Raw genomic sequence first — 26,545 nt, forward strand, 5'->3', positions numbered from 1 at the left:
CCATGAGCCAAGACGACGCCCCTGACCTTGCCACGCCGCAGGCGGGCAAGGTAGCGCCCGAGGCGGTGGCGCTGCGCGCCCAGCCGCGCCCGGTCACGCGCCTGAATCGGCGCACGCTGGCCATCCTTGCCGGCGGCCTGTCGGTCGCCGTGTTCGGGGCCACGATCTGGTCATTGCAGCCGCAGCGGCGCGGAGCCAGCGAGCAGGCCGAGCTTTACAACGTCGATCGCGTGTCGAAGTCCGAAGGGCTGGACGCGCTGCCAACCGATTACTCGAAGCTGCCGGCCTTGCCGCCCGCCGCACCCGAACTGGGGCCGCCACTACCGGGCGATCTTGGCCCGGCCATCGTGAACTCGCAGCAGCCGGTGACACCGGCCTATACGCCTCCGGGTCACGATCCCGAGGATGCCTTGCGCAAGGAAGCTGATGCGGCGGCGGCTTCGTCGGTGTTCTTCCGCTCGGGCGGCCAAGGCCAGGCCGCCGCCACGGTGGCGCAGGCGGCGCCGGGGGTGCCTGGCGCTGCCAGCGCGCTCGCGGCCTTCGACCCACTCGCTGCCGGGCCGGCCTCTGTGGCTGCACAGCCAGCCGATCCGACCGCCGTGCAGAACCGGCAAGACCAGAAAGAGGCATTCCTGAAAGGCGGCTCTACGGAAACCCGCAATTCCGGCAACCTGGCGCTGCCGGCATCGCCTTATCAGGTGATGGCGAGCACGGTGATCGCCGGCGCGCTGGTGACAGGTATCAAGTCGGACTTGCCGGGCGACGTGATCGCCACGGTGACAGAGCCGGTCTATGACACGGCCACGGGCAAGTTCCTGCTGATCCCGCAGGGATCGCGCATCCTCGGGCGCTACAACAGCCAGGTCAGCTACGGGCAGAGCCGCGTGCAGGTGGTGTGGAACCGGATCATCCTGCCCGATACGTCCTCGCTGACGCTCGACAACCTCGTGGGCACCGACCCGGCCGGCTACGCCGGCCTGGAAGACGACGTGGACTGGCATTGGGATCGCATCGTCGCCGGTGCTGTGCTGACGACGCTGCTGGGCGTTGGCGCCGAGCTGGCCGCGCCGGAGAACCGCCAGGACGGCAACCGCATCGTCATCGCCGGACGCGACAGCGCACAGGACAGCATCAATCAGGTCGGCCAGGAGATGACCCGGCGCAACATGAACATCCAACCCACGCTGACCAGCCGGCCCGGCCTGCCGGTGCGGATCATCGTCAACCGGGATCTTGTGCTGCGGCCGTACCAGCCGCTGTTCTTCAACCGGGGGGCTTCGCAATGAGCACGACCAAGAAGCTGCGGCTCGGGCCGCTGCCCAAGACCGAAAGCGTCAAGCTGACCTTCGCCTGTCCGGCCAGCCTGAAAGCCGACCTCGATCGCTACGCCGCGCTGCACGCGCAGGCGTATGGCGAGGCGGTAGATGCCATGACGCTGATCCCGCACATGCTGGAAGCCTTCATGGCGGGAGACAGGGGATTCAGGAAGGGCACGGCCACGCGGAGCGCGCCATCGAAGCCGGCATGATGGTGTCGTACATCGCCCGCCGCATCCATCGAACGCGCAGCCCCAAGGCTGCGCGTTCTTCGTTCTGGATGCCGCCAAGCCTCTTGGGCTATGATGATGCGGCAGGCCCGCCGTTCCTCGGCAATCAAGCACGACACAGTGCGATGCGGCTTCCCCTCCCGACGCTCTTATGTGGCTCCTAGCCCACGAAGCCGCAGTGCTGCAAAGCGGCCCCGAAAAGAGCTAACCTACTGCCCCACATACGGTTTCAAGCCCTTCGTGATTTACACGAAAGACTTGACACCGGCACTTTTTTGTCCGCGCGATTCGTCGATCGCGTCGTCTTCGCGCTGCATGCGGGCGATGAAGAAAGAGCGGATGCGATGCGTGCGATCGGCCATCGATCGTGTTGCCGCATTCGTTCTTCGGCACGCGTTTGCAGGTCGATGCGCGAGCACAAAGGAAAATGCCCCGCTACCTTGTGAGTAGCGGGGCATCCAGTAGCCTTGCGGCTTGTTTTTGGCTCCTCGACCTGGGCTCGAACCAGGGACCTACGGATTAACAGTCCGGCGCTCTACCGACTGAGCTATCGAGGAACAAGCCTCAGATTATAGCGTCGTTTTTGAGGGTCTGGCAAACCGACGCAACTTTTCGCTAAAAAAGTTCAGAGCGCGATGCTCACGCCCAGTCGCAGCGTGCGCGGCGCGCCCGGGAACAGGTAGACGTGGCTGAACTGGTAGGGCGATTCCTTCCAGTAGCGGCGATCGAAGACGTTGTCGACGGCCAGCGACCAACTGGTGTTCACGCCGTTGAGCCTGGTGTCGTAGCGCAGCACCGCATCGAGGCGCGTCCACGACGGCAGTCGGATCGAACCATCGGGCAGCACGTTGCGCCGGCCTTCGTACGACAGCTGTCCCGCGATCTCGAGGCCCGCCACCGCGGGCACGCGGTAGGCGACCTGCGCGCGCAGCACCTGCTTGGGCACGTTGGTCGGCGACTGTCCGTTGAGCGCGGGATCGGCCGTGCTGCCGCGGCGCTTCGCGTCGATGACCGACACGCTGCCGCCGAGGCGCCACGGTCCCTGGTTCCATTGCGCACCGGCCTCGAGTCCGCGATGCACGGCGCGGCCGTCGTTGCGCACCGTGCACGATTCGCCGCAGGCATCGAGGTTGGTCAGCGGCCGCGAGATGTCGAACCACGCGAGCTGCCAGTTGAAGGCCTCGTTGCCGCCCTTGAGGCCCAGCTCCCATTGGCGCGACGCGAGCGCCGCGAGCGCCTGCCCCGCATTGCCGTAGAGGTCGGGGCGGTTCGGCACCACCTGCGACTCCACGCCCTTGCCCCAGCTCGCATAGGCCAGCAGCTCGGGCCGCAGCACGTAGCTCACGGCCACCCACGGCGTGGTTACGTTTTGCTTGTAGCCGGTCGGGTTCGAGCCGTCGTTGCCGATGCTGCTGCGGTCGAGCCGCGTGTGGCGCACGCCGACCCAGGTGGTGAAGCGCTCGTTCCAGCGGATCGCGTCCTGCAGGGTGAGCTCGGTCGAGCGCTCGTCGCGGTTGGTCTGCGGCGTGGTGGCGTCGGGCGCCGGCGGCACGAAGGAGGTCGCCCAGATGTTGCCGGTGCCCGCGTAGTTGTAGGCCTGGTTCTGGAAGCGGTTGCGCACGCGGCTTTGCAGCAGGCCGATGCCGAGCTCGTGCCGCACGCTGCCCGTCATCACGTTGCCCTTGAGGTTGAGGCTGCCCGCGGTCTGCGTGCGGCGCTCGTTCTCGCTGCGGAAATCGTAGACGTCGAAGGTGCCGTCGCTGCAGTAACGGTCGTAGCTCTCCTCGGCGTTGCAGCCGAAGGCATAGGCCAGGCGGTCGTCGGTGCGCAGCCGTTGCCGGCCGAGCTGCGCGCTCCAGCGCCAGTCGGCGTTGATGGCCTGGCTGAAGCGCAAGGTACCGGTCAGCGCATCGAATTTCGAAGGCTGCGACCAGGGCTGGTTGTTGAGGTTGATGCGCGGATCGACCGGCGCCGGCAACCGGGCACCCAGCAGGCTGTAGCCGTTCTGGCTCGGCTGCGTCTTGCGGCTCTTCTCGATCTCGAACTCGAGCACCGAGTCGCGCGTGATGCGCCAGTCGGCCGCGAGCGAGAACAGGTTGCGGTTGCCGTCGAGGTCGTGCACCAGCGGCTTGAGGTTCTCGGCCGCGACGTTGATCCGGTAGCCGAACTCGCGCTGCGCGCCGAAGCGCCCGCCGAGGTCGACAGCGCCGAGCAGGCTGCCGCGGCTGGTGGTCTCGATGCGCACCGCGCGCAGGTCGTGCTCGGTCGGCCGCTTGACCACGTAGTTGACGAGCCCGCCCGGCGCACTGGTGCCGGCCTGGATGCCGCTGGTGCCGCGCAGGATCTCGACGCGCTCCTTGTTGTCGAGCGGGATCGAGGTCTCGGCGCTGATCGGCAGGCCCTCGCGCCGGTAGTTGAAGCGGTTGTCGAGCACGAAGCCGCGCACCGTGAGGTAGTCCCAGTAGCCGGCCGAGTTGTAGGCATCGGTCACCGATGCATCGAACTGCGTGAGGTCCGCGAGGCGGCGCGCACCGCTCGCGCGCAGCTGGTTGCTGTCGATCACGGTGGCCGACAGCGGCAGCTCGCGCAGCGGCACGTCGCCGAAGCCGCTGATCTCGGCCGGTGGCGCGAGCGTGGCGGGGTTCACGGTCACGGCCGGCAGCGCGGTGGTGTCCTGTGCCTGGGCGAAGGCCCCGTGAGCAGCGAGCAGGGCGGCCATTGCGCAGGCGATGGGGGTGCGGGAAAGAAGAAGAGAAGGATGCGTCATTCGGTCGGTGTTCAGGGCTTCGCAGCCGATGCGGTGCGGTGGGCGTCGATCGCTGCCATCCATTGCGCGGCCGTGCCCTCGGGGTCCTCGGCGGCGACCAGCGCGCGTACCACGGCGACGGAGCCGACGCCGGTGTCGAGCACCTCGGGCAGGCGCAGCGCGTCGATGCCGCCGATGCCCACCTGCGGATAGCCGCGCAGCAAGCGCGCGTAGGCCGCGAGACGCGCCACGCCCTGCGGCGCGGTCGCCATCCTCTTGAGCGTGGTCGGGTAGACCGCCCCCATCGCGATGTAGCTGGGGCCGACCGCGTCGGCGCGCACCATCTCGGCATAGCCGTGCGTGCTGACGCCCAGGCGCAGGCCGGCGGCGCGGATCCGTTGCAGCTCCTCGGGCGCGAGCGCATCGAGGTCTTCCTGGCCCAGGTGCACGCCGTAGGCGCGTGCCTCGATCGCCACGCGCCAGTGGTCGTTGATGAACAGCAGCGCGCCGGTGCCCTGCACGGCCTCGACGGCCGCGCGCACTTCGCGCGCGACGGCCGTCGCGTCGTCCGACTTGAAGCGCAGCTGCACCGTCGGCACGCCCGCGCGCGCCATGCGGCCGACCCAGGCCGCATCGGGCAGCACGGCATAGAGGCCGAGCTGCTCGGGGCAGGGCGCGAAGGCGTTGTCGCGCGCCGCCGGCGGAAATTCGCGCAGGCCGAAATCGGCGGGCGCGTCGGGCCAGCGCTGCGCATCGAAGCCGCCGAGGCGCTCGCTCTGCGCGCGCCACGCGCGTGCGATGCATTCGGCGTCGATGTCGATGAAGCCGAGCGCGCCGCAGGCCTGTCGCGCGCCGCGGTAGATGGCGTCGTCGGCGCTGTAGGCGATCGCGGTCGCGGGGGCCGAGGTGGCGGCACCGAAGCGCAGGCCATGCGCCGCGACGATCTCCTGCGCGACGCGCGCGCGGTCCGGTCGTTGTTCGTGGTTCATGCTGCCGCTCATCCCGCGTGATGCCAGAACGGCGTGCCCAGCACCGGCGTGCTCGCCTGCGCCGCATCCTGCGCGGCCATGGCGCCGGCGCGGCGCGCGGCCCGGCCCGCTTGCACCGCATCGGCGAAGGCGCCGGCCATCGCGACCGGGTCCTGCGCGAGCGCGACGGCGGTGTTCAGCAGCACGCCATCGAAGCCCCACTCCATCACCTGGCAGGCATGCGAGGGCAGGCCCAGTCCGGCGTCGACCAGCATCGGCACCTCGAGCCGGTCGCGCAGCACCTGCAGCGCATAGGGATTGACCGGCCCGCGGCCGGTGCCGATCGGCGCGGCCCACGGCATCACGGCCTGGCAGCCGATGTCGACCAGCCGCTGGCACAGCACCAGGTCCTCGGTGCAGTAGGGCAGCACCTTGAAGCCGTCGCGGATCAGCTGCGAGGCGGCATCGACCAGGTTCAGCGTGTCGGGCTGCAGCGTGTAGTCGTCGCCGATCAGCTCGAGCTTGATCCACGGCGTGTCGAACAGCTCGCGCGCCATCTGCGCGGTGGCGACCACTTCCTGCACGCTGTGGCAGCCCGCGGTGTTGGGCAGCACCGGCACCTCGAGCCGGCGCAGCAGTTCCCAGAAGCCGTTGCCGAGATCGCTGTTGCCCGAGCCCTGGTTGGCGGTCTGGCGCCGCAGCGAGGCCGTGAGCATCGCGGGCTTCGCGCGCTTCACGGCGGCCTCGAGCAGGTCGGGCGAGGGGTAGCGCGCGGTGCCCAGCAGCAGGCGGCTGTGGAAGGTCTCGCCGTAGAGCACCAGCGGATCGTTCGGGGTCGTGGTCATCGGTCTTGTCTCCATCAATGCGTTCAGCCGCCCGTCACCGGGCGGATCACCTCGACGCGGTCGTCGGGCCGCAGCGCGCGCGCGGCATAGGCCGAGCGCGGCACGAACTCGCGGTTCACGGCCACCGCGAAGGGCGGCGTGGCATTCAGCGCGGCGAGTGCGTCGGTCAGCGTGGCGTGCTCGGGCAGCGCGAAGGGCTTGTCGTTGATCAGGATGTTCATCGTCGTCATGGGGTCTCCAGGCCGAAGCCTTGCGCGAGCGGCGAGCGGCCCTGCGCGAGCCACTCCATCGCGGCGTCGAGCAGCGCGGGCGCGATCATGAAACCGTGGCGGTACAGGCCGTTGATCTGCAGCACGCGCGGCCGCGGCTGACGCAGCGCGGGCAGGTTGTCGGGCAGGGTGGGGCGGCACTGCGTCGCGATCTCGACGATGCGCGCCTCGGCGAAGCCGCTGTGCACTGCGTAGGCGGCACTGAGCAGCTCGAGCGTGGAGCGCACGCTCGCGGGCGACATGTCGTCCGATTCGATCTCGGTCGCGCCGATCACGAACAGGCCTTCGGGCTTGGGCGCGATGTAGAGCGGATAGCGCGGATGCACGAGCCGCGTGGGCCGCGCCAGCGTCACGTCGGGCGCATGCACGCGGATCACCTCGCCGCGCACGCCGCGCAGCGCGTTCCACTGCGGCCGGGCGCCGAGGCCGCGGCAGTCGATCAGCCAGTCGGGCTGGCCCGGCGAACCGGGCGCGAAGTCCTCGGGCGCGCGCGGCGATTGCCAGTGCAGCGTGACCTTGTCGTCGGCCTGCAGCGTCGCGAGCAGCGCGGCCAGCAGCGCGCGGTTGTCGAGCTGGCCTTCGCCCGGCAGGAACAGGCCGCTGGCGAAACGCCGGCCCAGCGAGGGCTCGAGCGCCTCGATGCCCGCGCCATCGAGCGTGCGCATCGGCGCCAGCTCGGGCACCTGCGTGCCGGTGTGGGCCAGCACGCGCGCGAGCCGCGCGGCCTCGTTCGCATCCTGCCGGTGCCACAGCACCAGCGTGCCTTCGCGCTGGAAGAACACCGGCCGCGCCAGCGGCGCGAGCAGCTCGGGCCAGCGCGACAGTGCGTGGTGGCCCATGCGCACCAGCGGCACCGGCGCCACCGCCGACTCGGCCAGCGGCGCGAGCATGGCCGCGGCCACGCGCGCCGCCGCGCCTTCGGCCTCGGCACTGCCGGCCTCGTGGAGGTCGACGCGGCAGCCGGCCCGCGCGAGCGTCACGGCCATCAGCCGGCCCATGAGGCCCGCGCCGAGGATCGCCACCGATCGGAAGGGCAGCTTCATCGCCATGCTCCTTGCACCTTCGAATCGCGTCGATAATTTTCGGCATGACCCAAGGACCCACCCAGCGCTATGCGCGCGTGCTCTCGATCGCAGGCTCCGACAGCGGCGGCGGTGCCGGCATCCAGGCCGATCTCAAGACCTTCGCGGCCCTCGGCTGCTACGGCATGACGGCCATCACCGCGCTCACCGCGCAGAACACGCTCGGCGTCACGGGCATCCACGGCGTGCCGCCGGCCTTCCTCAAGGCACAGATCCAGGCCGTGGTCGAGGACATCGGCGTCGACGCGGTCAAGCTCGGCATGCTGCATGCGCCCGAGGTGGTCGAGGTCGTGGCCTGGGCCATCGACCACTACCGCCTGCCGAACGTGGTGCTCGACCCCGTGATGGTCGCCACCAGCGGCGACCGCCTGATCGCGGCCGAGACGGTGCAGGTGCTGGTGCGCGAACTGTTCCCGCGCGCCGCGGTGATCACGCCCAACCTCGACGAGGCGGCCCTGCTGATCGGCCATGCGATCGACGGCATCGGCGCGCTCGACGGCGCGGCCGACGAGCTGCTGGGGCTCGGCGCGCGCGCCGTGTTGCTCAAGGGCGGCCACCTGCCAGGCAGCGAGGTGGTCGACGTGCTGCTGCAATCCAGTGGCGAGCGCACGCGCCTGGCCTCGCGCCGCATCGAGAGCCGCAACCTGCACGGCACCGGCTGCACGCTGTCGTCGGCCATCGCCGCGCACCTGGCACTGGGCGCGGCGCTGCCCGAGGCGGTGGAGCGCGCGCGCGCCTACATCCTCGGCGCGATGGCGGCCGCAGTCGACGTTCGGGTCGGCGCCGGTCATGGCCCGCTCAACCACGGCTTTGCGCCAGTGCCGACGCAGCGCCTGCCGCTGCGGGCTTCGGCCGGCTGAGCCAGGCCAGCGCGAAGGTCAGCGCCAGCGTCGGCAGCGCCGAGCCGAACTGTGGCGCCCATTTCGCGAGCGCGTGGTAGGCCGCGATGCCCGCGATCCAGATCAGCGCCGCCGCCAGGTCGACCTTGGGGCGGGCGCCGGCCGGCGCCACCGCGCGGCCGCCGCCCAGCCGCCCGAGGATCACGCCGTAGAGCGGCACGAACACCGAGCTCAGCAGCAACAGGAAGGGCTCGAGCGTGTGCATCGGCAGCACCAGCGCGAGCGCGATGCACAGCGCGGCCAGCAGCAGGCCCCAGCGCTTCACGCTCCAGCGCGGCAGCAGGCTGTGGGTGGAGACCGAGCCCGAATAGACGTCGCCATAGGCGTTGTCGAGCTCGTCGATCAGGATCAGTCCCAGCGCCACCAGCCCGCCCTGCGCCAGCAGCAGTGCCGTGACCAGGCTGGTGCCGGGCTCGGCCACGCTGACCACCATCACGCCCAGCGCATAGCACCAGATGTTGGCCAGCGCATAGCCGATCCAGGTACCGCTGAAGGCGCTGCCCAGCCCGCCGGCGCTGCGCTTGCCGTGCCGCGCATAGTCGGCCACCAGCGGCAGCCACGACACCGGCATCGCGATCACGAGGTCGAGGGCGCCGAACATGCCCATGCTGCCGTCGCCCGGGCGCGACCAGAAGGCATCGAAGCCCTTGGCATGCAACTGGGTTGCGAACTGCCAGCTGAGCCACAGCAGCGACAGCACCACCAGCGGCAGCCCGAAGCGGCTCACGAAGCGCCGCACCAGCTTCACCATCGAGCCCGCGAGCAGCGCCAGCAGCACCGCGCCCCACAGCAGCGTGGCCGCCACGCCGCCCCAGGCGCTGCCCAGCCATGGCCCGGCCACCGACTGGCCGATGGCCTGCGTGCCCTCGCGCATGATCACCAGCTCGAAGGTGGTCCAGCCCACCAGCTGCACGATGTTGAGCAGCACCGGCAGCCGCGCGAAGGCGCTGCCGTAGGTGGCATGCATCAGGCCCGCGCTGGCCAGGCCGCTCTCGCAGCCCAGGCGCGCGGTCCAGGCCAGCAGCGCGGCGCCGAGGCAGGAACCCAGCGCGATCGCGATCGCCGCGTCGCGCGTGCCCACGGCCGGCACCAGGTAGGCGCCGATCTGCATCACCAGCAGGCCCACGCCCAGGCTGAACCAGAGCGAGGCATGGTCGTGCCAGCCGAAGACGCGCTGCGACGCCGGCAGCGGCGTCAGCGCCTCGTTGGCGAGAGGATTCGATGTGTCGTCGTGTGCCATCCGTTTTGCTCCGGGCAAAAGGTTTGGCAGGTGGGCGAGGCTCCAGCGGCGCGGCTGGCACGCGAGAGAACGTGACAGGCCGCCGGACCAGCTTCCCTGCGCGAGGATTACCTCAATCAGGTTCAAAGGGACTTTCTCAGCCGGGTCGGCAAGCCGACCCAACACCCCTAGCGAAGCGCCATTTTAGTCCCGCCGGGCCGTGGGGGCTATGCGCGCGGCCGAAGACAATCCGCGCCACAACAAATGCAGGCGCATCCGAACGCGCCGAAAGGGAATGCATGACAGAAGCAACGCCGCCCCCGGGCTCCACGGATCCCGCCGCCAAAGCCTCGGCCGCCACGCGCATGAGGCGCTTCCGGGTCGACGTCGGCACCATCGTCTGCGCCGTCGCGCTGGTCCAGTCGCTGCTGCTGGTGGCGCTCGGCTACTGGGGCGCGCAGCGGCTGGTGTCGCGCGTCGGCGAGTCGGCGCACAAGGTGAGCCATGACCGCGTCGAGGACAACGTGCTGGCCTTCCTCGCCAAGACCCAGGCGGTGGTGCATGCCGTCGGCGATTCGCCGAGCCTGCATCCGCTGGGCGAGGACGGCGAGCGCAGTGCCGAGATGCTGTGGACCCTGCTCGAGGAAGCGACCGAGCTCGACAGCCTCGGCGTGGCCAGCGACGACGGCCATCTGCTGATGGCCGAGCGCTACCCGGTGTCGGCGATCCGCCAGGTGGTGCGCGATCCGGCCTTCAGCACCGAGACCTGGGCATACAAGCGCTCGGTCGACATCGAGGGCGGCGACCCGCGCCAGCGCTTCGCGACCATGCGCATCGAATCCTTCCGCAGCGACCACGACGCCACCGAGCGCGCCTGGTACCGCGAGGCGCTGGCACGGAAGGCGCCGGTGTGGACGCCGCCGTTCCGTTTCGACGACGGCGAGGAGCTCGGCGTGAGCTACGCCCAGCCGGCCGAGCGGCTCGACGGGGAAGGGCGGCACCTGCAGTCGCTGGTGGTGGTCGGCCACCTGTCGCTGGGCCACCTGTCGACGCTGGTGCGCCAGTTCGGCAGCCGCGGCCCGGGCCAGAGCGTGCTGCTGAGCGACGACCACCATGTGCTGGCGCGCAGCGACCATCCCGATCCGGTGCGCGAACTGCGCCTGCCCGAGGGCGGCGTGCTCGGCGCGGTGCATGCCCACATGCTGGCGCACGGCATCTCGGAGAACGTCGAGGACGAGAGCTTCGTGGTCACCCATGCGGGCGAGCGCTACCGGGTCGAGTCCTCGCGCATCGGCCCCACGGGCTGGGAACTGATCAGCTGGGAGCCCGAGGCCGAGCTGCTCGCCGGCCTCGAGCGCCTGGTGCGCTGGGGCCTGCTGCTGACCCTGGCCTTCCTGGCCTTCGCGCTCTTCATCTCGCTGCGGCTGTCGAAGCTGGTGACCGCGCCGATCGAGAACCTGTCGCAGACCGCGCGCCGCATCGGCCGGCTCGAGCTCGACGACCTGCCGCAGCAGCCCAGCCGCGTGCTCGAGATCCAGCACCTGAACCAGGCGCTCGACGACTCCGCGCGCAGCCTGCGGGCCTTCAGCAAGTTCGTGCCGGTGCACCTGATCCGCCAGCTCGTGGCCGAGGGCCATGCGCTGGCGCCCGGCGGCTCGCCGCGCCGCATCACGGCGATGTTCACCGACGTCGAGGGCTTCACGAGCATCGCCGAGTCGATGCCGGCCGACCTGCTGGTGCGCCAGCTCACCGAGTACTTCAACCTCGCGCAGCGCGTGTTCGCGCGCCATGGCGGCGTGGTCGACAAGTACATGGGCGACGGCATCATGGTGCTGTGGGGCGCGCCGCTCGAACTCCCCGATGCGGAGTACCGCGCCTGCCTCGCGGCGCTCGAGCTGCATGCCGAGATGGCCGAGCTCAATCGCCGCTGGCAGGCCGAGGGGCTGCAGCCCTTCCACACGCGCATCGGCATGCACACCGGGGTGGTGATCGCCGGCGTGCTCGGCTCGAGCGACCGGCTCTCCTACACCGCGCTCGGCGACGTGATCAACGCGGCAAGCCGCATCGAGGGCAGCAACAAGGAGCTGGGCACGCGCACGCTGATGTCCGACACCACCCATGCGGGGCTCGCGGGGCGGCTGCCCACGCGCCGCATCGAGGAGCAGGTGGCGCTGCGCGGCCGGCAGACGCGCATGGTGCTCCACGAACTGCTCGAGGAGAAAGAGGCACCCTAGAGATCGAGCACCAGCCGCGGCGAGCGCGCGCGCGAGCAGCAGGGCAGGAACTGGTCGTTGGCCGCCTGCTCGGCGGGCGTGAGAAACAGGTCGTGGTGCGCGACCTCGCCCTCGAGCACGCGCGTGAGGCAGGTGCCGCATACGCCCTGGGCGCAGGACACCGGGATCTCGATGCCCTCGGCCGCGAGCGCATCCACCACGCTGAGCGCGGCCGGCACGCGCACCACGCGGCCGCTGCTGCGCAGCTGCACCTCGAAGCTGCCGGCCTCTTCGACGGGCGGCAGCGTGCCCGCGAAGCATTCGAAATGCACGCGCCCCTCGGGCCAGCCGCGCGCGCGGGCCGTGGCGCGCACCGCTTCGATGAATCCGTTCGGCCCGCAGACGTAGAGCTGGCGCCCAGGCGCCGGTTCGCCGATGGTGGCGGCCAGGTCGATGCGCTGTGCGGGCGGGCCGTCGTCGTCGTGGAAGAACACCCGGTCGGCGAAGGCCGCCGCCCGCAGCCGCTCGCGGTAGGCCGCGCGCGCCGCGCTGCGGCTGCAGCAGTGCAGCGCGAAATCGCGACCCAGCGCGGCGAGCCGGTGCGCCATCGCGAGCAGCGGCGTGATGCCGATGCCGCCGGCCAGCAGCAGGCTGTGATCGGCCGCTTCATCGAGCGCGAACAGATTGCGCGGCGCGCCGACCTGCAGCAGCGTGCCTTCGGCCACCGCCTCGTGCAGCGCGCGCGAGCCGCCGCGCGATGCCGCCTCGCGCAGCACGCCGATCTCGTAGTGGCCGGGCGCCTGCGCGGGCGGGTTGCACAGCGAGTAGGGCCGCACCAGGCCGCCGGGCAGCAGCACCTCGATGTGCGCGCCGGCCTCGAAGGGCGGCAGCGCGCCGCCGTCGGCCGCCTCGAGCCGGAAGCCCGCGATGCCCTCGGCCTCGATCGTCTTGCGCGCGACGCGCACCGCGATGCGTTCGACGGCCGCGGTCATTCGCCCTGCAGGAAGTTGCCGGCCTCGAAGCGCACCGGCGGCGCGTCGGCGTCGAAGCTCACGCCGGCCGGGTCGCGGCCCTCGCGCAGCGCGTCGAGCTGGCGCTGCAGCAGCCGGCGCAGCATCACGATGCCGCGGTCGGAACTCGCCAGGTGCTCCTCCGAATGCGCGGTGATCGCGCCCTGGCTCACCTGTGCTTCGTAGTCGCCGGGAAAGCGGCGGTGCTCCTCCTCGCTGAGCTCCTCCCACAGCTTGCCGTTGAGGCGCGAGCGCACCCGCGCGAGATCGCCGGGCTGCTTCACCCGGCCCACGGTGTAGATGCGGAAGCTGTGGTCGTCGATCGGCAGCACCCAGCCGATCGACTCGACCCGGCCATAGGCCGCCACGCGCGGGTTCGGCACCACGCGCAGGGTCGGCAGCACCGGCCCGGCCACGCGGCGGAACACGCGGCCGTCCTCGAGCCGGCGGATCGAGGTGATCATCACGCCGGTCTCGGTGCTCTCGAAGTTCACCTCGGGCATCTGGCCCATCAGCGCCACGAACTGGGTGCCGCTGAAGCTGCCGTGCAGCACCGGCACGTGGAAGGGGTCGGCCACGTTCTCGTAGTGCTGCAGCCAGTTGCAGGGAATGATCCGCGGCCCGCCGCCGCCGATGCTGTTGTCGTCGGCCTCGAGCGTCTCGCCCTCGTCGAGCACCTCCAGGCAGTCGTAGCGCGGCAGCACCGGCTTCTTCTCGGCCGGGCCGAGGTAGGCCCAGACCAGGCCGTAGCGCTCCTCGACCGGGTACCAGGGCTGGCGCACGCGTCCGCGCGTGCGCGCGCCGTTCTCGGGCTCGCAGGGCTGGTCGACGCAGTGGCCCTGCACGTCGAACATCCAGCCGTGGTAGCAGCAGCGGATGCCGCCTTCCTCCACGCGGCCGTAGTAGAGCGAGGCGCCGCGGTGGGCGCAGCGCCAGTGCACCAGGCCGGGCCGGCCGGTCTTGTCGCGGAACAGGATCAGGTCCTCGCCGAGCACGCGCACCTGGCGCGGCGTGTCGCTGGCATCGGCGGCCAGCCCGATGGGATGCCAGTAGCGCCGCAGCAGCTCGCCCATCGGCGTGCCGGCGCCGACCTCGGTCAGCTCGGCCTTGTGGCTCGGCGGCTTGCGGCCGTAGGCGGTGCCGGTGTCGAAGGCGACCGGCTGCCATTCGGCCGTGGAAGAGGAGGAGGGAAGGACGGTGCTCATTCGGGGGTGACTCCTGCGGCCTTGATCAGGTCCGCGACACGGGGGAAATCGGCTTTCTGGCCGGCGCGGAACTCGGCCGGCGTGCTGCCCAGCGGCTCGAAGCCGTAGCCGGCCAGCCGCTCCTGCACGTCGGGCTGGCGCGTGACCGCCTGCAGCGCGGCGACCCATTCGTCGAGCACCGGCTGCGGCGTCTTCGCGGGCGCGTAGACGCCGATCCAGCTGTCGAGGTCGAAGCCCGCGAAGCCCTGCTCGGCGAAGGTCGGCACCTCGGGCATCGAGCGCACGCGGCGCCTTCCGGTGATGCCCAGCACCTTGATGCGGCCGGCCTGGGCCAGCCCGCGCGCGGTGGCCGGGTTGGCCCAGGCCACGCCCAGCGCCTCGCCGAACAGGTCGTTGTGCGCGGCCGCCTCGGCCTTGTAGGGCACGTGGATCAGGTCGATGCCGGCCTGGCGCGCGAGCAGCTCGCCGAACAGGTGGGCGTTCGAGCCGTTGCCCCAGGTGCCGTAGCTGATGCCGCGGTGCGCCTTGGCGTAGGCGACGAACTCGCGCACGTTCGAGAACGGCGCCGAGGCGCGCGCGATCAGCATCGGCCCGCCGGTCGCGAGCTGCGACAGCGGCTCGAAGTCCTTCACCGGGTCGTAGGGCAGGCGCGGCTGCAGCACCACGTTGTTGATGTGCGTGAGCGGCAGCGTCAGCAGCACCGTGTAGCCGTCGGGCGCCGCCTTGGCGACCGCGTCGGCGGCGATGGTGCCGCTGGCGCCGGGCCGGGGCTCGACGATCACCGGCTGGTTCCAGCGCGCCTTGAGCTTCTCGGCGTAGATGCGCGCGATCGAGTCCATCGGCCCGCCGCCCGAGCCGAAGGGGATGATGCGCACCACGCGGGTCGGGAAGTTGGGCGGACTCGCCTGCGCGAAGGCCGGGCCGGCGGCGCCGGCCATGACGGCGCCGAGAAGGCCGAGCGCGCGTCGGCGCGTCGGCTGGGGTCGCAACGGATTCATCGTGTCTCCAGGTCGTGCTGTACTTGTGGACCCGACGATAAGTACCGCCCGTGCCCCGGGCAATTCGAAGCTTTGGATATGAGATATGGCCCGACGTGATATCCGCAGCCTCGACGTCGGCATGCTGCGGACCTTCGATGCGCTGATGCGCGAGCGCAGCGTGTCGCGCGCGGCGACGCGCCTGTTCCTGAGCCAGCCCGCGGTGAGCGCCTCGCTCAACCGGCTGCGCGAGACCTTCGACGACCCGCTGTTCACGCGCACCGCGCACGGCGTGCAGCCCACCGCGCGCGCCACGGCGCTCGCGGGCCAGGTCGAGCGCGTGCTGGCCGACCTGTCGGCCATGCTCGAGCCCGACGACCGCTTCCAGCCCGAGCATTCGCAGCGCATCTTCCGCATCTCGGGCGGCGACTACGCGAGCCACCTGCTGCTGCCGCGGCTGGCCAACGAGCTCGTGGCCTGCGGTTCGCGCGTGCGGCTGTACTGGGAGACCAGCTCCTTCCTCACGCTGACCGAGCGGCTGCGCAAGGGCGATTTCGATGTCGCCGTGCTGCCGCGGCTGCAGCCGCCGAGCGACTGCGAATCGGCGCTGCTCTACGAGGACCGCTACGTGGTCGCGGTGCGCCGCGGCCATCCGACGATGGGCGAGGCCGCCTCGCTCGACGACTTCTGCGCCGCGCCGCACGTGTTCCTGGGCTATGGCAGCTCGGCGCTCGACGACCTGATCGACCAGGTGCTCGCGCGCCAGGGCCGCCAGCGCAGCATGAGCGTGGCCATGACCAGCTTCGGCCAGATCGTCGACCTGCTGGCGCAGACCGACCACGTGGCGGTGATGCCGCTGCGCGTGGCCGCGCGCTTCGACGCGCTGCTCGCGGTGCATCCGCTGCCCTTCGAGCTGCAGGGCTACCGCTCGGTCGTGTGCTGGAACCGGCGCTCGAATTCCGACGCCGGCGTGCTGTGGCTCAAGGACGCGCTGCTGCGCATCGGGCGCGAGGCCGATGCGGTGCCGATGCCCGTGCCTACGTCGGCCTGACGCGCCGCGCGAAGGCCTCGAGGCCGTCGATGGTCATCTGGACGTGGCGCTCGAAGCTGCTGTCCAGCGGCACCGTGCTGCCGTTGTCCCAGCGCACGATGAAGGCGCGGTTGGCCAGGAGCGGCAGGTTGCGCGAGAGCACCGGGTGGTCGAGCGGGCGGATGGTGTGGACGCGCTCGCGCAGCTCCTCGGCCCAGGTCTGCGTGTTGTCCGAGGGCAGCGGCGAGAACTCCATCGTGAGGAAGCCCAGCATCGCCGCGATCGTGCAGTTGTAGGCCTCGCGCAGCGGCTCGCCCTCGAAGCCGGCCTCGGTCAGCGCCGTGAGCACGCCCTCGACCAGCGCGGTCGGCAGGCTGCCGTTGGACACCAGCTGCGCACCCAGCAGCTGCGCGACGTTGGGATGGCGCCGCACGGCCGCGCGGCAGCGGCGGAACAGTTCGGCGATCCAGGCCTGCCAGCCCGGCGGCGCGGCATCGGCGGGCGGCGCCACGTCGGCCATGACCGCGGCCGCGACCTCGGCCAGCAGCGCCTCGCGCGAGCTCACGTGCCAGTGCACCGTGGCCGGATAGACGCCGAGCCGTGCCGCCACCTCGCGCAGGCTGAATGCGCCGAGGCCGGCCTCGTCGATCAGCGCCAGCGCGACCTCGGCGATCCGGCCCTTGGTCAGCGCGGCGCCGCCCGCGGGTCGGCCGGCGGTGCGGGGCGGGGGAGCGGCTTTCTTGCGCGCGGTGGTCATCGGGTGGGTGCCATTGTTCGGTCGGTGAATTGATTGTATAAACATCGAAAAATTGAGCATCGAACAATTAACGCTGAGCCAAGCGTCAATTCCAGCCGCACAACCCTTTCCAGGAGCCGCCATGCCCCTTGCCCCCATCGACCATGCCCTGGCCGAGGCGCACCGCCGTTTCACCGAGGCCAACCCCGCCAGCCGGCGCCAGTTCGAGGCCAATGCCGAGTCCATGCCCGGCGGCAACACGCGCTCGGTGCTGTTCTACGCGCCGTTCCCGCTGACCATCGCGCGCGGCGAGGGGGCCGCGCTGTGGGACGCCGACGGCCACCGCTATGCCGACTTCATCGCCGAGTACACGGCCGGCGTCTACGGCCACTCGGCGCCCGAGATCCGCGAGGCGGTGATCGAGGCGATGCAGGGAGGCGTCAACCTCACGGGCCACAACCTGCTCGAGGGCCGGCTGGCGCGGACCATCCGCGAGCGCTTCTCGCAGGTCGAGCGACTGCGCTTCACCAACTCGGGCACCGAGGCCAACCTGATGGCGCTCACGGCCGCGCTGCACTTCACGGGGCGGCGCCGCATCGTGGTGTTCTCGGGCGGCTACCACGGCGGCGTGCTGGGCTTCGGCGACCAGCCCTTGCCCACCACCGTGCCCTTCGATTTCCTGGTGCTGCCCTACAACGACGCCGAGACGGCGCGCGCGCGCATCGCCGAGCAGGCCTCGCAGATCGCGGCCGTGCTGGTCGAGCCGATGCAGGGCGCGGCCGGCTGCATCCCGGGGCAGCCCGATTTCCTGCGGGCACTGCGCGAGGCGGCCACGGCGGCCGGCGCGCTGCTGATCTTCGACGAGGTCATGACCTCGCGCCTGGGCCCGCGCGGGCTCGCCAACGAGCTGGGCATCCGCGCCGACCTCACGACCCTGGGCAAGTACATCGGCGGCGGCATGTCCTTCGGCGCCTTCGGCGGCCGCGCCGACGTGATGGCGCAGTTCGACCCACGCACCGGGGCGCTCGCGCACTCGGGCACCTTCAACAACAACGTGATGACCATGGCGGCCGGCCAGGCGGGCCTCACCCGGCTGTTCACGCCCGAGGCGGCCGGCGCGCTGGCCGAGCGCGGCGAGGCGATGCGCGCGCGGCTCAACGCGCTGGGCGCGAAGGAGGGCGTGGCGCTGCAGTTCACGGGCGTGGGCTCGCTGATGAACGCGCATTTTTTGCAGGGCGAGGTGCGGCGCGTGGCCGACCTCGCGGCGGTCGATGGGCGGCTGCGCCAGCTGCTGTTCTTGCACCTGCTGAACGCGGGCATCTACACCTCGCCGCGCGGCTTCGTGGTGCTGTCGCTGCCGCTGGGCGACGCCGACATCGAGCGCTACGTGGCCGCCATCGGCGGCTTCATCGCCGAGTACCGCGCGTTGTTGCCCGCGCGGGGCTGAGCGCGGCTCAGGCCTTGCCGGCCACGCCCAGCAGCTCGTGCAGCCGGGTGCTGGTGGTCGTGTACTGCAGCGGGATCGCCTTGCCGGGGAACACGATCGCCGCGGCGCCCCACGCGGCCAGCGTGGCCTCGTGGAAGCCGCAGACGATCAGCTTCTTCTTGCCCGGGTAGGTGTTGATGTCGCCGACCGCGAACACGCCGGTCTCGCGCGTCTGGTACTTCTCGGTGTCGACCGGCACCTGCTTGCGCTCGAGCTCGAAGCCCCAGTCGGCGATCGGCCCGAGGCGCGGCGAGATGCCCAGGCAGGCGACCAGCGCATCGAGCGGCAGCTCGACCGTGCTGGCATCGGGCGTGGCGATGCGCAGCACGTGGCCGTCGAAGCCGCTGGGCTGGCCGACCTGGAAACCCAGCCGGCCCTCGGCCACCAGCGCGCGCATCGCGGCCACCGTGGCCTCGTCGGCCTGGAAGCCGTCGCGCCGGTGCACCAGCGTGACCTGCCTGGCGATGGCGGTCAGCGTGATCGCGGTTTCGAGCGCCGTGTCGTCGCCGCCATTGACCACCACGGCCTGGCCCGCGAAGCGATCGAGCGAATCGGGGTGATAGAACAGCGACCGGCCCTCGAAGCGGCCGATGTCGTCCAGCGCGATGCGCTTGGGCACGAAGGCGCCGACGCCGGCCGCGATGAACACCGTCTTCGCGAGGAAGTGGCGGCCGGCCGAGGTGCCCAGCAGCAGCCGCTGGTCGGCCTGGCGCTCGAGCGTGGCGACCTGCTCGCCGAAATGGAAGACCGGCTCGAACGGTGCCACCTGCGCCAGCAGCGACTGCGCGAGCTCGCGCCCGCTGGTCACCGGGGTGCCGGGAATGTCGTAGATCGGCTTGTGACCGTACAGCGCCACGCACTGGCCGCCCGCGGCGGGCAGCGCATCGACGATGTGGCAGGAGATCTCGAGCAGGCCGAGCTGGAAGGCCTGGAACAGCCCCACCGGGCCGGCGCCGATGATCAGGGCGTCGGTCTCGATCGGGGCGGGGGAGGGGATCAGCGCACCAGCTCCGAGATCTTGCCCGTCTTGTCCTTCCACTCGTCGGCGTCGGGCAGCGCGGGCTTGCGCTTGGTGATGCTCTTCCAGCCGTCGGCCTGGGCCAGCTCGGCATTGAGCTTGATGAAGGCGATCTGGTCGGCCGGCAGGTCTTCCTCGGCGAAGATGGCGTTGGCCGGGCACTCGGGGATGCAGACCGCGCAGTCGATGCATTCGTCCGGGTCGATCACCAGCATGTTGGGACCTTCGCGGAAGCAGTCGACGGGGCAAACGTCCACGCAGTCGGTGTATTTGCAACGGATGCAGGCTTCGGAGACGACGTGGGTCATTTGGCGTTGTATGCGTTCTGTGGTCGGGAAAAACCCTTGATTTTAGGCCTTTGCGGCATTCGGCTGCACGAGGACGGCCGCGGAAGTGCGATGCGAGGCCGTATCGACCAGCACCAGCGAGCCCAGCGCGCGCGAGCGCGTGAACGGCAGCACCGCCAGCGGCTGCTGCAGCGCGAGCACCACGTCGCCGATGGCATTGGCCTCGAGCTGGGTCGCGGGCTCGGATTCGAGCGTCGTGATGTTGACCCGGTCGACGATGCGCGCGACCTTGGCCTTGACCCAGCGATGCCCCTGCAGCGCCCAGTAGACGCGGCCCGCGACCAGCGGCTCGTCGTCGAGCCAGGCCACGGTGGCGGTGATCTCGCGCACCGGCTCGAAGGCCTCGGGCGCCAGCAGCCAGTCGCCGCGCGACACGTCGACCTCGCGGTCGAGCACGATGCCGGCGCTGTGGCCCGCATGCACGGTCTTCGGCTGGCGCGCGTGGCTCAGCACCTGGGCCACGGTGGCGGTCTGGTTGCTCGGCAGCACGGTCACGCGCTGGCCCGGCTCGACATGGCCCGAGGCCACGCGGCCCCAGAACACGCGGCGGCCCTGCGAGGTATCGGCCGAGGACGAGAACTTCTCGACCCACTGCACCGGGAAGGCGAAGGGCACCGATTCGTCCTGCGCCGTCACCGGCAGCTGTTCGAGCAGCTCGAGCAGGCTCGGGCCCTCGTAGCCGACCCAGTCGGCATGGCGCGTGGCCACGTTCCAGCCCTTGAGCGCCGAGATCGGCACGATCGCGGCCACCTGCACGCCCGCGGCTTCGGCGAAGGCGTTGAGCGCGGCCGAGATGCGTTCGAAGGCCAGGCCGGCATCGGCAATGGCGTCGAGCTTGTTGACCGCGAACACGATCGACTGCACGCGCAGCAGGTGCGTCAGCAGCGTGTGGCGGCGCGTCTGCGGCAGCAGCTCGCGCTTGACCACGGTGCCGTCCTCCACCTCGGCGGCCCAGGCCAGCTTGGTGGCATCGACCAGCACCACGGCGGCGTCGGCGGCCGAGGCGGCCGTCACCATGTTGCGCGTGTACTGCTCGTGGCCCGGCGCGTCGCCGATGATGAACTTGCGCCTGGCGGTCGAGAAGTAGCGATAGGCCACGTCGATCGTGATGCCCTGTTCGCGCTCGGCCGACAGGCCGTCGGTCAGCAGCGCGAGGTCGGTCTCGCCGCCGCGCTGCACGCCAGCGAGCTGGTCCTGCAGCACGGTCTTGCTGTCGACCAGCAGGCGGCCGATCAGCGTGCTCTTGCCGTCGTCGACCGAGCCGCAGGTGATGAAGCGCAGCGCGGTGCCGGTGTCGGCTGTGATTTCGGGTTGAAGCGTGGTGGCGGTCATGGGTTTCTTTCGGGAGACACCGCGGAACCGGCTTTGCCGGGCCGCTGGTGTCGCCCCCTTGAGGGGGGAGTCGAGCTACACGAAGTGAGCGAGGGACGGGGGTGGGTCAGAAATAACCGTCTTTCTTGCGTTTTTCCATCGAAGCTTCGGAGGTCATGTCGTCCATCCGGGTGGCGCCGCGTTCGCTGACGTCGACCGACAGCGTTTCGAGCACCACGTCGCCCGCGTCGGCCGCGAGGCTCTCGACCGGGCAGGTGGTCGTGATGTCGCCCACGGTGCGGAAGCGCACGTCGCGCACCTGCACGGTTTCGCCGTCGCGCGGCGGGGTCAGTTCGGTCACCGGCACCAGCAGGCCGCGGCGCTCGACCACCTCGCGCTTGTGCGTGTAGTAGATCGAGGGCAGGCCGACGTGCTCGCGCTCGATGTACTGCCAGACGTCGAGTTCGGTCCAGTTCGAGATCGGGAACACGCGGAAGTGCTCGCCCGGTGCCAGGCGCGTGTTGAACAGGGTCCAGAGCTCGGGGCGCTGGTCCTTGGGTTGCCATTGGCCGAAGCTGTCGCGGTGCGAGAAGATGCGCTCCTTGGCGCGGGCCTTCTCCTCGTCGCGGCGCGCACCGCCGATCAGCGCGTCGAAGCGGAATTCCTCGATCGCCTCGAGCAGCGTCACCGACTGGTGCGCGTTGCGCGATTCGCCCGGGTGCGCGAGGCGCACCGTGCCGCGCTTCATCGAGTCCTCGACGCTGCGCACGATCAGCTCGGCGCCGAGTTCCTTCGCGCGCCGGTCGCGGTAGTCGGTCACTTCGGGGAAGTTGTGGCCGGTGTCGATCATCAGCAGCGGATAGGGCAGGCGGCCGACGCCGAAAGCCTTCTCGGCGCACTTCAGCAGCACCAGCGAATCCTTGCCGCCCGAGAACAGCAGCGCAGGGCGCTCGAAGGCCGCGGCCACTTCGCGCAGGATGAAGATGGTTTCTTCTTCCAGCGCATCGAGGTGCGTGTTGGACAGGTGCGCCGGCGGCAGCAGCAGTTCGGATTCGGTACGGGCGTTCATCGGGTGGGGCGCTGGAGGTTCAGTGTCGTGGAGCGTGCGTTCAATGCGAGAGGTGCAGGCCGCATTCGCGGTTGTCCTCGCCCTTGGTCGGGTCCACGTAGTCGAAGTTGTTCGGCAGGCCGTGCGCCTCGCAGTAGGTGTAGAGGTCCTTGGACGACCAGTGCAAGAGCGGCGCGACCTTGATCAGCCCGTCGGGGTTGATGCTGACCGGCTCCATCTGCGCGCGCACGGCCGTGTCGGTGGCGCGCAGCGCGGTGAACCAGACCTTGGGCGCCGTCTCGCGCAGGGCGCGTGCGAAGGGCTCGAGCTTCACTTCCTCGGTGAAGGCGGCGTGGCGCGGATCGTCGAGCGCCGGCGTCGGGCCGTCGACCGCCTCGCGGTGCGCGCGCGAGCGGCGCGGCAGGTAGATGTGCAGGTCCAGGCCCAGCTGCTTCGTCACCTCGTCGGCGAAGCGGTAGGTGGCCTCGGTGTTGTAGCCGTTGTCCATCCAGATCACCGGCACGTCGCGCTTGGCGCGCGTCACCATGTGCAGGATCACGGCCTCGAAGGGCCGGAAATTGGTGGTGACGATCGCGTTCTGGCCCAGGCCGATGGCCCAGTCCACCAGGCCTTCGGCGTTGCGGCCGAGTTCGGTGTTGATGCGTGCGAGGTCGATGCTCATGGATGAATCAAGCTTTGCTGGGAGTACTCAGTTGCCGGCCGCGAAGTGCGGCGCGGTCTGCACCGCGTCGCCCTGGTAGAAGGCCGAGAAGCGGTCGAACTGGCGCTGCGCGTCGGAGGCGTCCACGCCTTCCTTGAGCACGGCGCTCGAGAAACCGGTGCGTTCCATCTGCACCAGCTGGTCGATCAGCACGTCGCCGGTGGCGCGGATGTCGCCCTTGAAGCCCAGGCGGCGGCGCAGCAGGAAGGCCTGGCTGTAGGCGCGGCCGTCGGTGAACTTCGGGAAGTGCAGGTCGATGCGTTCGATGTCCGACAGGCAGACCTCGATCGCGAGCGGATCGGCGTCGTTCGCCAGCTGCAGCACTTTCGGGTCGCCGTCGTCCACGTGTTCCTCGGCCGCCAGGATGTTCAGGGTCTTGTTCATGCTGCTTCCTCCACCTTGAACCGCGCACCGTTGGCCGCGGCCTTGAACGGGTCGGGTCCGACGCGGCGCAGCGTGTCGATGAAGTTCTCGCCGTTCTCGCGCGTGTCGCGGTAGGTCGTGAGCACGGCCTCGATCACGCCCGGCACTTCGGCCGCCGAGAACGAGGGGCCGACCACCTTGCCGGCCTGCGGCGCGCCGCTGAGGGCCGAGCCGTCGGAGCCGCCGAGCGTGACCTGGTACCACTCCTTGCCGTCCTTGTCGACGCCCAGGATGCCGATGTGGCCGCTGTGGTGGTGACCGCAGGAGTTGATGCAGCCGCTGATGTGCAGGTCGATCTCGCCGATGTCGTCGAGCTCGTCGAGGTCCTGGTAGCGCTCGGTGATCGCCTCGGCGATCGGGATCGAGCGCGCATTGGCCAGCGCGCAGAAGTCGCCGCCGGGGCAGGCGATCATGTCGGTCAGCAGGTGCACGTTGGCGCTCGCGAAGCCGGCCGCGCGGGCGGCGAGCCACAGCGCATGCAGGTCTTCGGCGTGCACCCAGGGCAGCACCACGTTCTGGTCGTGCGTCACGCGGGCTTCGCCGGCCGAGAAGCGGTCGGCCAGTTGCGCGAGCGTGTCGAGCTGGTCGGCCGAGGCATCGCCGGGCGCCTGCTTCAGGCGCTTGAACGACAGCGTGACCGCGCGCAGGGCCGGGTTCTTGTGCGGTGCCACGTTGCGTGCGAGCCAGCGAGCGAACTGCACGTCGTCGGCGGCATGGGCGCGCAGCTCGGCGTCGGTCTTCTCGGCGCTCTGCAGCACGCGGGTGGCCAGTTCCGGCGGCACGAAGGAGGCGGCCACGCGGTCGAACTCCGCCTGCGTGATGGTGTGCGGCGCGCCGTCGTGCTCGAGGATCTGCTTGTACTCGGCATCGACGTCGTCGATGTAGCGCTGGCCTTCGGCCTTCACCAGGATCTTGATGCGCGCCTTGTAGATGTTGTCGCGGCGGCCATAGCGGTTGTAGACCCGGATCACGGCCTCGAGGTAGTTCATGATCTGCTGCCACGGCAGGAACTCGCGCAGCACCGTGCCCACGATCGGCGTGCGGCCCATGCCGCCGCCCACCTGCACGCGGAAGCCGATCTCGCCGGCCTCGTTCTTCACCAGCTTCAGGCCCACGTCGTGCCAGCCCGTGGCCGCGCGGTCCTCGTCGGCGCCGGTGATCGCGATCTTGAACTTGCGCGGCAGGAACGCGAACTCGGGATGCAGCGTGCTCCACTGGCGCATGATTTCGGCGTAGGGGCGCGGATCGGCCACCTCGTCGATCGCGATGCCGGCGCGTTCGTCGCTCGTGATGTTGCGGATGCAGTTGCCGCTGGTCTGGATGCCGTGCATGTCGACCGAGGCGAGCAGGTCCATCACGTCGGCCGACTTGGCGAGCGGGATCCAGTTGAACTGGACGTTCTGGCGGGTCGAGAAGTGGGCGTAGTGGGTGGGCAGCTTCTGGCTGCCGAGCTGGCCCTGGGTCTCGATGGCCTTCTTGTAGACCTCGGCCTCGGGCTCGTCGTACTCGCGGGCGATCTTCGCGAGCACGCGCAGCTGCCGGCTCGAGAGTTCGCCGTAGGGCACGGCCACGCGCAGCATCGGGGCGTAGCGCTGCACGTACCAGCCGTTCTGCAGGCGCAGGGGACGGAACTCGTCTTCGTGGAGGCGGCCCTTTTGCCAGCGCTCGAGCTGGTCGCGGAATTGGGCGGCTCGTTGATGAACGAACTGGCGGTCGAAGTCTGTGTATTGGTACATCGTGCGTGAGTCTTGTCTTGAAGTGCGGTGCGTCCAGCGCGCCAGCAAGAAGCCGGGATTCTGAAAGCGTGCCTTATGGAACCAAACTATTTTTTGGTTCGCGCCTTATGCGGATAAGCTTATTCGCCAGTGTTCATGCGGGTTTGCGGGCGGTTGGATGCTTATTCTGGATAAGGGCGGGTACGGGGGGAGGGGTGATTTTAGGAAGCCTTTGGGGTGGGGCTTGGGTTGGGGTTGTGTTCTGTTTTTAGGCTGTTGACCGGGTCTCGCCCCGGCGGGCGAGTCACTTTCTTTTGCTTCGCCAAAAGAAAGTAACCAAAGAAAAGGCGACCCACTGTCTGCGACCCTTCGCTTCGCTACGGGCAACCTGCGGTGCTCGCGTTTCGCGGGGTCTCGCAGAACTCGCTCCACTGCGTTCCGCTCAAACAGCTGCGAGCCCTTATCCGCGAAACGCTGCGCTCCTCGGCGCAGCCAGAGGGGTGGTTCGGGCCGTCGCTGCGCTCGGCCGAGCAAGCCCAACGGGCCTTCGCTTCGCTCGGCCCAGGTGGAAGAAGACCCAGGGCCTTCGCACTCACACCCCCCACACAAGGACGCGCCATGGCGCGTTGACCCTAGTCCCCTCTGGCTGTGCCGAGGAGCGCAGGAGAAAGCGGGATAAGGGCCGCAGCTGTCTGAGCGCAACGAAGTGGAGCGAGTTCTGCGGACCCCCGCTTTCTCCGAGCACCGCAGGTTGCCCGCAGCGAAGCGGAGGGACACAGACAGTGGGGTCGCCTTCTCTTTGGTTACTTTCTCTTGGCGAGACAAGAGAAAGTGACTCGCCCGCCGGGGCGAGACCCGGCCAACGGCCTAAGCAGAGAAAAGAAAGATCAAATCTCAGCGCAACATCGAAGACATCGCCGAGCAGCAGTTCAACATCCGAACAGCAGCCTCGACGTCAGGAGCCAAGAAACGCAGGGTTACTCCATCAACCCGCTCAAACGCCGGCCACTGGCAAAACAGATCCGCCAGCGCCGCAGTCTGCGCCCTCAAAGTCACAGTCTGCGGCCCTTCGAACACCAGCGGAAGAACCTTGGCCCGTGAAGACAGTGCAACTTGAACCCCAGCCCGAATCGCTTCACGAGCCCTCTCGGGCGACAAAGAAACCCCACTGGTATTCCCCGTAGCCTTCTTCGTCTCGACAAAGGTCGCGTGCGGAAAGAGCGGCCGGTTCTCCGCAATGAACACATCGTCCCCACTGCCCATAACCACCGGCACCCCATATTCCCCCGCCAACGCCCCATAAAGCCCAGCCTCACCCAGCTCCTGCCCACCGAGAGATACACCCGCAAAAGCAAAGCTGTTGATCGTGTGCGCCAGAATCCCGCGCCCTTGCGCCCGCGAGTGGTAGCCGACCATGCAGACAGCGTCGACGCCTTCTTCCACCCCCGCCACCATGCTCAGATAGCGCGGCTTCCCCTGCACCACGCGAGCCCGAGGATCGAGCACATCGGGCGGCATGTTGCGAAACCCTCCGTGCGAGTCGTTCACCAGCACCTCGTCGGCCCCCGCATCGAAGGCCCCCGCGATCGCCGCATTGGCTTCCTGCGCCATCAGCAGCCGGGCGCGTTCGTACTCAGGATTGCCTTGCCGCGTCTGCTCGGGGTGATAGACACCCGCCACGCCTTCGATATCGGTGGAGATCAGCACTTTCATGGGGGCACCCAGCAAGAA

Annotated in this window: 24 protein-coding genes, 1 tRNA gene and 1 riboswitch; of the genes, 6 read left to right on the forward strand and 19 right to left on the reverse strand. The window is 69.9% G+C overall.

Going from position 1 to position 26,545, the window contains the following annotated elements:
• The first annotated feature begins 2 nt into the window (after positions 1-2).
• Both AC1HIL_RS18455 and AC1HIL_RS18460 read left to right on the forward strand, forming a co-directional pair.
• Positions 3-1,286 carry a TraB/TrbI/VirB10 family type IV secretion system protein gene (locus AC1HIL_RS18455; RefSeq protein ID WP_028240143.1) on the forward strand — a complete coding sequence of 428 codons (1,284 nt, stop codon included), beginning with the start codon at positions 3-5 and terminating at the stop codon, positions 1,284-1,286.
• On the forward strand, positions 1,283-1,528 hold the full coding sequence (locus AC1HIL_RS18460) for a DUF2274 domain-containing protein (protein ID WP_028240142.1): 246 nt from the start codon (positions 1,283-1,285) through the stop codon (positions 1,526-1,528). Before AC1HIL_RS18455 ends, AC1HIL_RS18460 begins: the two co-directional genes overlap by 4 nt.
• Before the next feature lie 499 nt (positions 1,529-2,027).
• Here the strand turns inward: AC1HIL_RS18460 and AC1HIL_RS18465 are convergent.
• The 6 genes from AC1HIL_RS18465 to AC1HIL_RS18490 all read right to left on the reverse strand — a co-directional run bounded on the left by AC1HIL_RS18465 (position 2,028) and on the right by AC1HIL_RS18490 (position 7,417).
• A tRNA-Asn gene (locus tag AC1HIL_RS18465) sits at positions 2,028-2,103 on the reverse strand.
• Positions 2,104-2,171: 68 nt separating this feature from the next.
• Positions 2,172-4,265, reverse strand: coding sequence for a TonB-dependent siderophore receptor (locus AC1HIL_RS18470; RefSeq protein WP_479672379.1), 2,094 nt, complete (start codon positions 4,263-4,265; stop codon positions 2,172-2,174).
• Positions 4,266-4,324: 59 nt separating this feature from the next.
• Positions 4,325-5,281: a thiamine phosphate synthase gene (locus AC1HIL_RS18475; protein ID WP_296725837.1), complete on the reverse strand. Its 957-nt coding sequence runs from the start codon at positions 5,279-5,281 to the stop codon at positions 4,325-4,327.
• Positions 5,282-5,289: 8 nt separating this feature from the next.
• Positions 5,290-6,105 carry a thiazole synthase gene (locus AC1HIL_RS18480; RefSeq protein WP_479672380.1) on the reverse strand — a complete coding sequence of 272 codons (816 nt, stop codon included), beginning with the start codon at positions 6,103-6,105 and terminating at the stop codon, positions 5,290-5,292.
• A gap of 23 nt (positions 6,106-6,128) precedes the next feature.
• On the reverse strand, positions 6,129-6,326 hold the full coding sequence (thiS, locus tag AC1HIL_RS18485; RefSeq protein ID WP_057596681.1) for a sulfur carrier protein ThiS: 198 nt from the start codon (positions 6,324-6,326) through the stop codon (positions 6,129-6,131).
• Positions 6,327-6,331: 5 nt separating this feature from the next.
• Positions 6,332-7,417, reverse strand: coding sequence for an FAD-dependent oxidoreductase (locus AC1HIL_RS18490; protein ID WP_057596682.1), 1,086 nt, complete (start codon positions 7,415-7,417; stop codon positions 6,332-6,334).
• A 44-nt stretch (positions 7,418-7,461) separates the two neighbouring features.
• On the opposite strand from AC1HIL_RS18490, the gene thiD reads away from it, so the two are divergent.
• The gene (gene thiD / locus AC1HIL_RS18495; protein ID WP_479672381.1) at positions 7,462-8,316 is read left to right on the forward strand and encodes a bifunctional hydroxymethylpyrimidine kinase/phosphomethylpyrimidine kinase; all 855 of its coding nucleotides are present in this window, start codon (positions 7,462-7,464) and stop codon (positions 8,314-8,316) included.
• Here thiD and AC1HIL_RS18500 read toward each other — a convergent pair.
• Positions 8,255-9,595, reverse strand: a complete 1,341-nt coding sequence (locus tag AC1HIL_RS18500) for a purine-cytosine permease family protein (RefSeq protein WP_479672382.1) — start codon at positions 9,593-9,595, stop codon at positions 8,255-8,257. The genes thiD and AC1HIL_RS18500 overlap by 62 nt on opposite strands.
• A gap of 76 nt (positions 9,596-9,671) precedes the next feature.
• Positions 9,672-9,774: riboswitch (TPP riboswitch) on the reverse strand.
• Between the two features lie 165 nt (positions 9,775-9,939).
• On the opposite strand from AC1HIL_RS18500, the gene AC1HIL_RS18505 reads away from it, so the two are divergent.
• Positions 9,940-11,808, forward strand: coding sequence for an adenylate/guanylate cyclase domain-containing protein (locus tag AC1HIL_RS18505; protein WP_479672383.1), 1,869 nt, complete (start codon positions 9,940-9,942; stop codon positions 11,806-11,808).
• Here AC1HIL_RS18505 and AC1HIL_RS18510 read toward each other — a convergent pair.
• The 3 genes from AC1HIL_RS18510 to AC1HIL_RS18520 are packed head-to-tail and all read right to left on the reverse strand — an operon-like array spanning position 11,805 to position 15,000.
• Entirely contained in the window at positions 11,805-12,779 is a 975-nt protein-coding gene (locus AC1HIL_RS18510) for a PDR/VanB family oxidoreductase (RefSeq protein ID WP_479672384.1), read from the reverse strand. The genes AC1HIL_RS18505 and AC1HIL_RS18510 overlap by 4 nt on opposite strands.
• The gene (locus tag AC1HIL_RS18515; protein ID WP_057596668.1) at positions 12,776-14,002 is read right to left on the reverse strand and encodes an aromatic ring-hydroxylating dioxygenase subunit alpha; all 1,227 of its coding nucleotides are present in this window, start codon (positions 14,000-14,002) and stop codon (positions 12,776-12,778) included. The genes AC1HIL_RS18510 and AC1HIL_RS18515 overlap by 4 nt, the downstream gene beginning before the upstream one ends.
• On the reverse strand, positions 13,999-15,000 hold the full coding sequence (locus tag AC1HIL_RS18520; protein ID WP_261213749.1) for a Bug family tripartite tricarboxylate transporter substrate binding protein: 1,002 nt from the start codon (positions 14,998-15,000) through the stop codon (positions 13,999-14,001). The genes AC1HIL_RS18515 and AC1HIL_RS18520 overlap by 4 nt, the downstream gene beginning before the upstream one ends.
• An 85-nt stretch (positions 15,001-15,085) precedes the next feature.
• Between AC1HIL_RS18520 and AC1HIL_RS18525 the strand changes: the two genes are divergently transcribed.
• Complete coding sequence (locus tag AC1HIL_RS18525; RefSeq protein ID WP_057596670.1) at positions 15,086-16,030, forward strand: LysR family transcriptional regulator; 945 nt, start codon at positions 15,086-15,088, stop codon at positions 16,028-16,030.
• On the opposite strand, the gene AC1HIL_RS18530 is transcribed toward AC1HIL_RS18525, so the two are convergent.
• Entirely contained in the window at positions 16,017-16,766 is a 750-nt protein-coding gene (locus tag AC1HIL_RS18530; protein WP_479672385.1) for a TetR/AcrR family transcriptional regulator, read from the reverse strand. The two genes, AC1HIL_RS18525 and AC1HIL_RS18530, sit on opposite strands and share 14 nt — an antisense overlap.
• Before the next feature lie 121 nt (positions 16,767-16,887).
• Between AC1HIL_RS18530 and AC1HIL_RS18535 the strand changes: the two genes are divergently transcribed.
• Positions 16,888-18,192, forward strand: a complete 1,305-nt coding sequence (locus AC1HIL_RS18535; protein WP_479672386.1) for an aspartate aminotransferase family protein — start codon at positions 16,888-16,890, stop codon at positions 18,190-18,192.
• Between the two features lie 7 nt (positions 18,193-18,199).
• Here AC1HIL_RS18535 and AC1HIL_RS18540 read toward each other — a convergent pair whose 3' ends face one another.
• The 8 genes from AC1HIL_RS18540 to AC1HIL_RS18575 all read right to left on the reverse strand — a co-directional run bounded on the left by AC1HIL_RS18540 (position 18,200) and on the right by AC1HIL_RS18575 (position 26,527).
• On the reverse strand, positions 18,200-19,270 hold the full coding sequence (locus tag AC1HIL_RS18540; protein ID WP_479672387.1) for an NAD(P)/FAD-dependent oxidoreductase: 1,071 nt from the start codon (positions 19,268-19,270) through the stop codon (positions 18,200-18,202).
• Positions 19,228-19,557 (reverse strand): ferredoxin FdxA, encoded by a 330-nt coding sequence (gene fdxA / locus AC1HIL_RS18545; protein ID WP_057596674.1) that lies wholly within the window; start codon positions 19,555-19,557, stop codon positions 19,228-19,230. The genes AC1HIL_RS18540 and fdxA overlap by 43 nt, the downstream gene beginning before the upstream one ends.
• 42 nt (positions 19,558-19,599) lie before the next feature.
• Positions 19,600-20,928, reverse strand: coding sequence for a sulfate adenylyltransferase subunit 1 (locus AC1HIL_RS18550; protein WP_479672388.1), 1,329 nt, complete (start codon positions 20,926-20,928; stop codon positions 19,600-19,602).
• 106 nt (positions 20,929-21,034) lie between these two features.
• Positions 21,035-21,976, reverse strand: a complete 942-nt coding sequence (cysD, locus tag AC1HIL_RS18555; RefSeq protein WP_057596676.1) for a sulfate adenylyltransferase subunit CysD — start codon at positions 21,974-21,976, stop codon at positions 21,035-21,037.
• Positions 21,977-22,016: 40 nt separating this feature from the next.
• Positions 22,017-22,637 carry a phosphoadenosine phosphosulfate reductase domain-containing protein gene (locus tag AC1HIL_RS18560; protein WP_093341456.1) on the reverse strand — a complete coding sequence of 207 codons (621 nt, stop codon included), beginning with the start codon at positions 22,635-22,637 and terminating at the stop codon, positions 22,017-22,019.
• A gap of 27 nt (positions 22,638-22,664) precedes the next feature.
• Entirely contained in the window at positions 22,665-23,060 is a 396-nt protein-coding gene (locus AC1HIL_RS18565) for a DUF934 domain-containing protein (protein WP_057596678.1), read from the reverse strand.
• Positions 23,057-24,835: a nitrite/sulfite reductase gene (locus AC1HIL_RS18570; RefSeq protein WP_296725740.1), complete on the reverse strand. Its 1,779-nt coding sequence runs from the start codon at positions 24,833-24,835 to the stop codon at positions 23,057-23,059. Before AC1HIL_RS18570 ends, AC1HIL_RS18565 begins: the two co-directional genes overlap by 4 nt.
• A gap of 873 nt (positions 24,836-25,708) precedes the next feature.
• Positions 25,709-26,527: a M55 family metallopeptidase gene (locus tag AC1HIL_RS18575; protein ID WP_208508414.1), complete on the reverse strand. Its 819-nt coding sequence runs from the start codon at positions 26,525-26,527 to the stop codon at positions 25,709-25,711.
• Between the last annotated feature and the right edge of the window lie 18 nt (positions 26,528-26,545).

This window comes from Variovorax sp. ISS6 (genome assembly GCF_056523145.1).

Bases quoted from the DNA above. Each gene is read 5' to 3' on its own strand.
- thiD (WP_479672381.1), top strand. From the start codon at position 7,462: ATGACCCAAGGACCCACCCAGCGCTATGCGCGCGTGCTCTCGATCGCA.
- cysD (WP_057596676.1), bottom strand. From the start codon at position 21,976: ATGAACGCCCGTACCGAATCCGAACTGCTGCTGCCGCCGGCGCACCTG.
- AC1HIL_RS18510 (WP_479672384.1), bottom strand. From the start codon at position 12,779: ATGACCGCGGCCGTCGAACGCATCGCGGTGCGCGTCGCGCGCAAGACG.
- AC1HIL_RS18500 (WP_479672382.1), bottom strand. From the start codon at position 9,595: ATGGCACACGACGACACATCGAATCCTCTCGCCAACGAGGCGCTGACG.
- AC1HIL_RS18470 (WP_479672379.1), bottom strand. From the start codon at position 4,265: ATGGCCGCCCTGCTCGCTGCTCACGGGGCCTTCGCCCAGGCACAGGAC.
- AC1HIL_RS18535 (WP_479672386.1), top strand. From the start codon at position 16,888: ATGCCCCTTGCCCCCATCGACCATGCCCTGGCCGAGGCGCACCGCCGT.
- AC1HIL_RS18505 (WP_479672383.1), top strand. From the start codon at position 9,940: ATGAGGCGCTTCCGGGTCGACGTCGGCACCATCGTCTGCGCCGTCGCG.
- AC1HIL_RS18550 (WP_479672388.1), bottom strand. From the start codon at position 20,928: ATGACCGCCACCACGCTTCAACCCGAAATCACAGCCGACACCGGCACC.
- thiS (WP_057596681.1), bottom strand. From the start codon at position 6,326: ATGAACATCCTGATCAACGACAAGCCCTTCGCGCTGCCCGAGCACGCC.
- AC1HIL_RS18515 (WP_057596668.1), bottom strand. From the start codon at position 14,002: ATGAGCACCGTCCTTCCCTCCTCCTCTTCCACGGCCGAATGGCAGCCG.
- AC1HIL_RS18460 (WP_028240142.1), top strand. From the start codon at position 1,283: ATGAGCACGACCAAGAAGCTGCGGCTCGGGCCGCTGCCCAAGACCGAA.
- fdxA (WP_057596674.1), bottom strand. From the start codon at position 19,557: ATGACCCACGTCGTCTCCGAAGCCTGCATCCGTTGCAAATACACCGAC.
- AC1HIL_RS18525 (WP_057596670.1), top strand. From the start codon at position 15,086: ATGGCCCGACGTGATATCCGCAGCCTCGACGTCGGCATGCTGCGGACC.
- AC1HIL_RS18455 (WP_028240143.1), top strand. From the start codon at position 3: ATGAGCCAAGACGACGCCCCTGACCTTGCCACGCCGCAGGCGGGCAAG.
- AC1HIL_RS18480 (WP_479672380.1), bottom strand. From the start codon at position 6,105: ATGACCACGACCCCGAACGATCCGCTGGTGCTCTACGGCGAGACCTTC.
- AC1HIL_RS18490 (WP_057596682.1), bottom strand. From the start codon at position 7,417: ATGAAGCTGCCCTTCCGATCGGTGGCGATCCTCGGCGCGGGCCTCATG.
- AC1HIL_RS18530 (WP_479672385.1), bottom strand. From the start codon at position 16,766: ATGACCACCGCGCGCAAGAAAGCCGCTCCCCCGCCCCGCACCGCCGGC.
- AC1HIL_RS18570 (WP_296725740.1), bottom strand. From the start codon at position 24,835: ATGTACCAATACACAGACTTCGACCGCCAGTTCGTTCATCAACGAGCC.
- AC1HIL_RS18520 (WP_261213749.1), bottom strand. From the start codon at position 15,000: ATGAATCCGTTGCGACCCCAGCCGACGCGCCGACGCGCGCTCGGCCTT.
- AC1HIL_RS18565 (WP_057596678.1), bottom strand. From the start codon at position 23,060: ATGAACAAGACCCTGAACATCCTGGCGGCCGAGGAACACGTGGACGAC.
- AC1HIL_RS18575 (WP_208508414.1), bottom strand. From the start codon at position 26,527: ATGAAAGTGCTGATCTCCACCGATATCGAAGGCGTGGCGGGTGTCTAT.
- AC1HIL_RS18475 (WP_296725837.1), bottom strand. From the start codon at position 5,281: ATGAACCACGAACAACGACCGGACCGCGCGCGCGTCGCGCAGGAGATC.
- AC1HIL_RS18560 (WP_093341456.1), bottom strand. From the start codon at position 22,637: ATGAGCATCGACCTCGCACGCATCAACACCGAACTCGGCCGCAACGCC.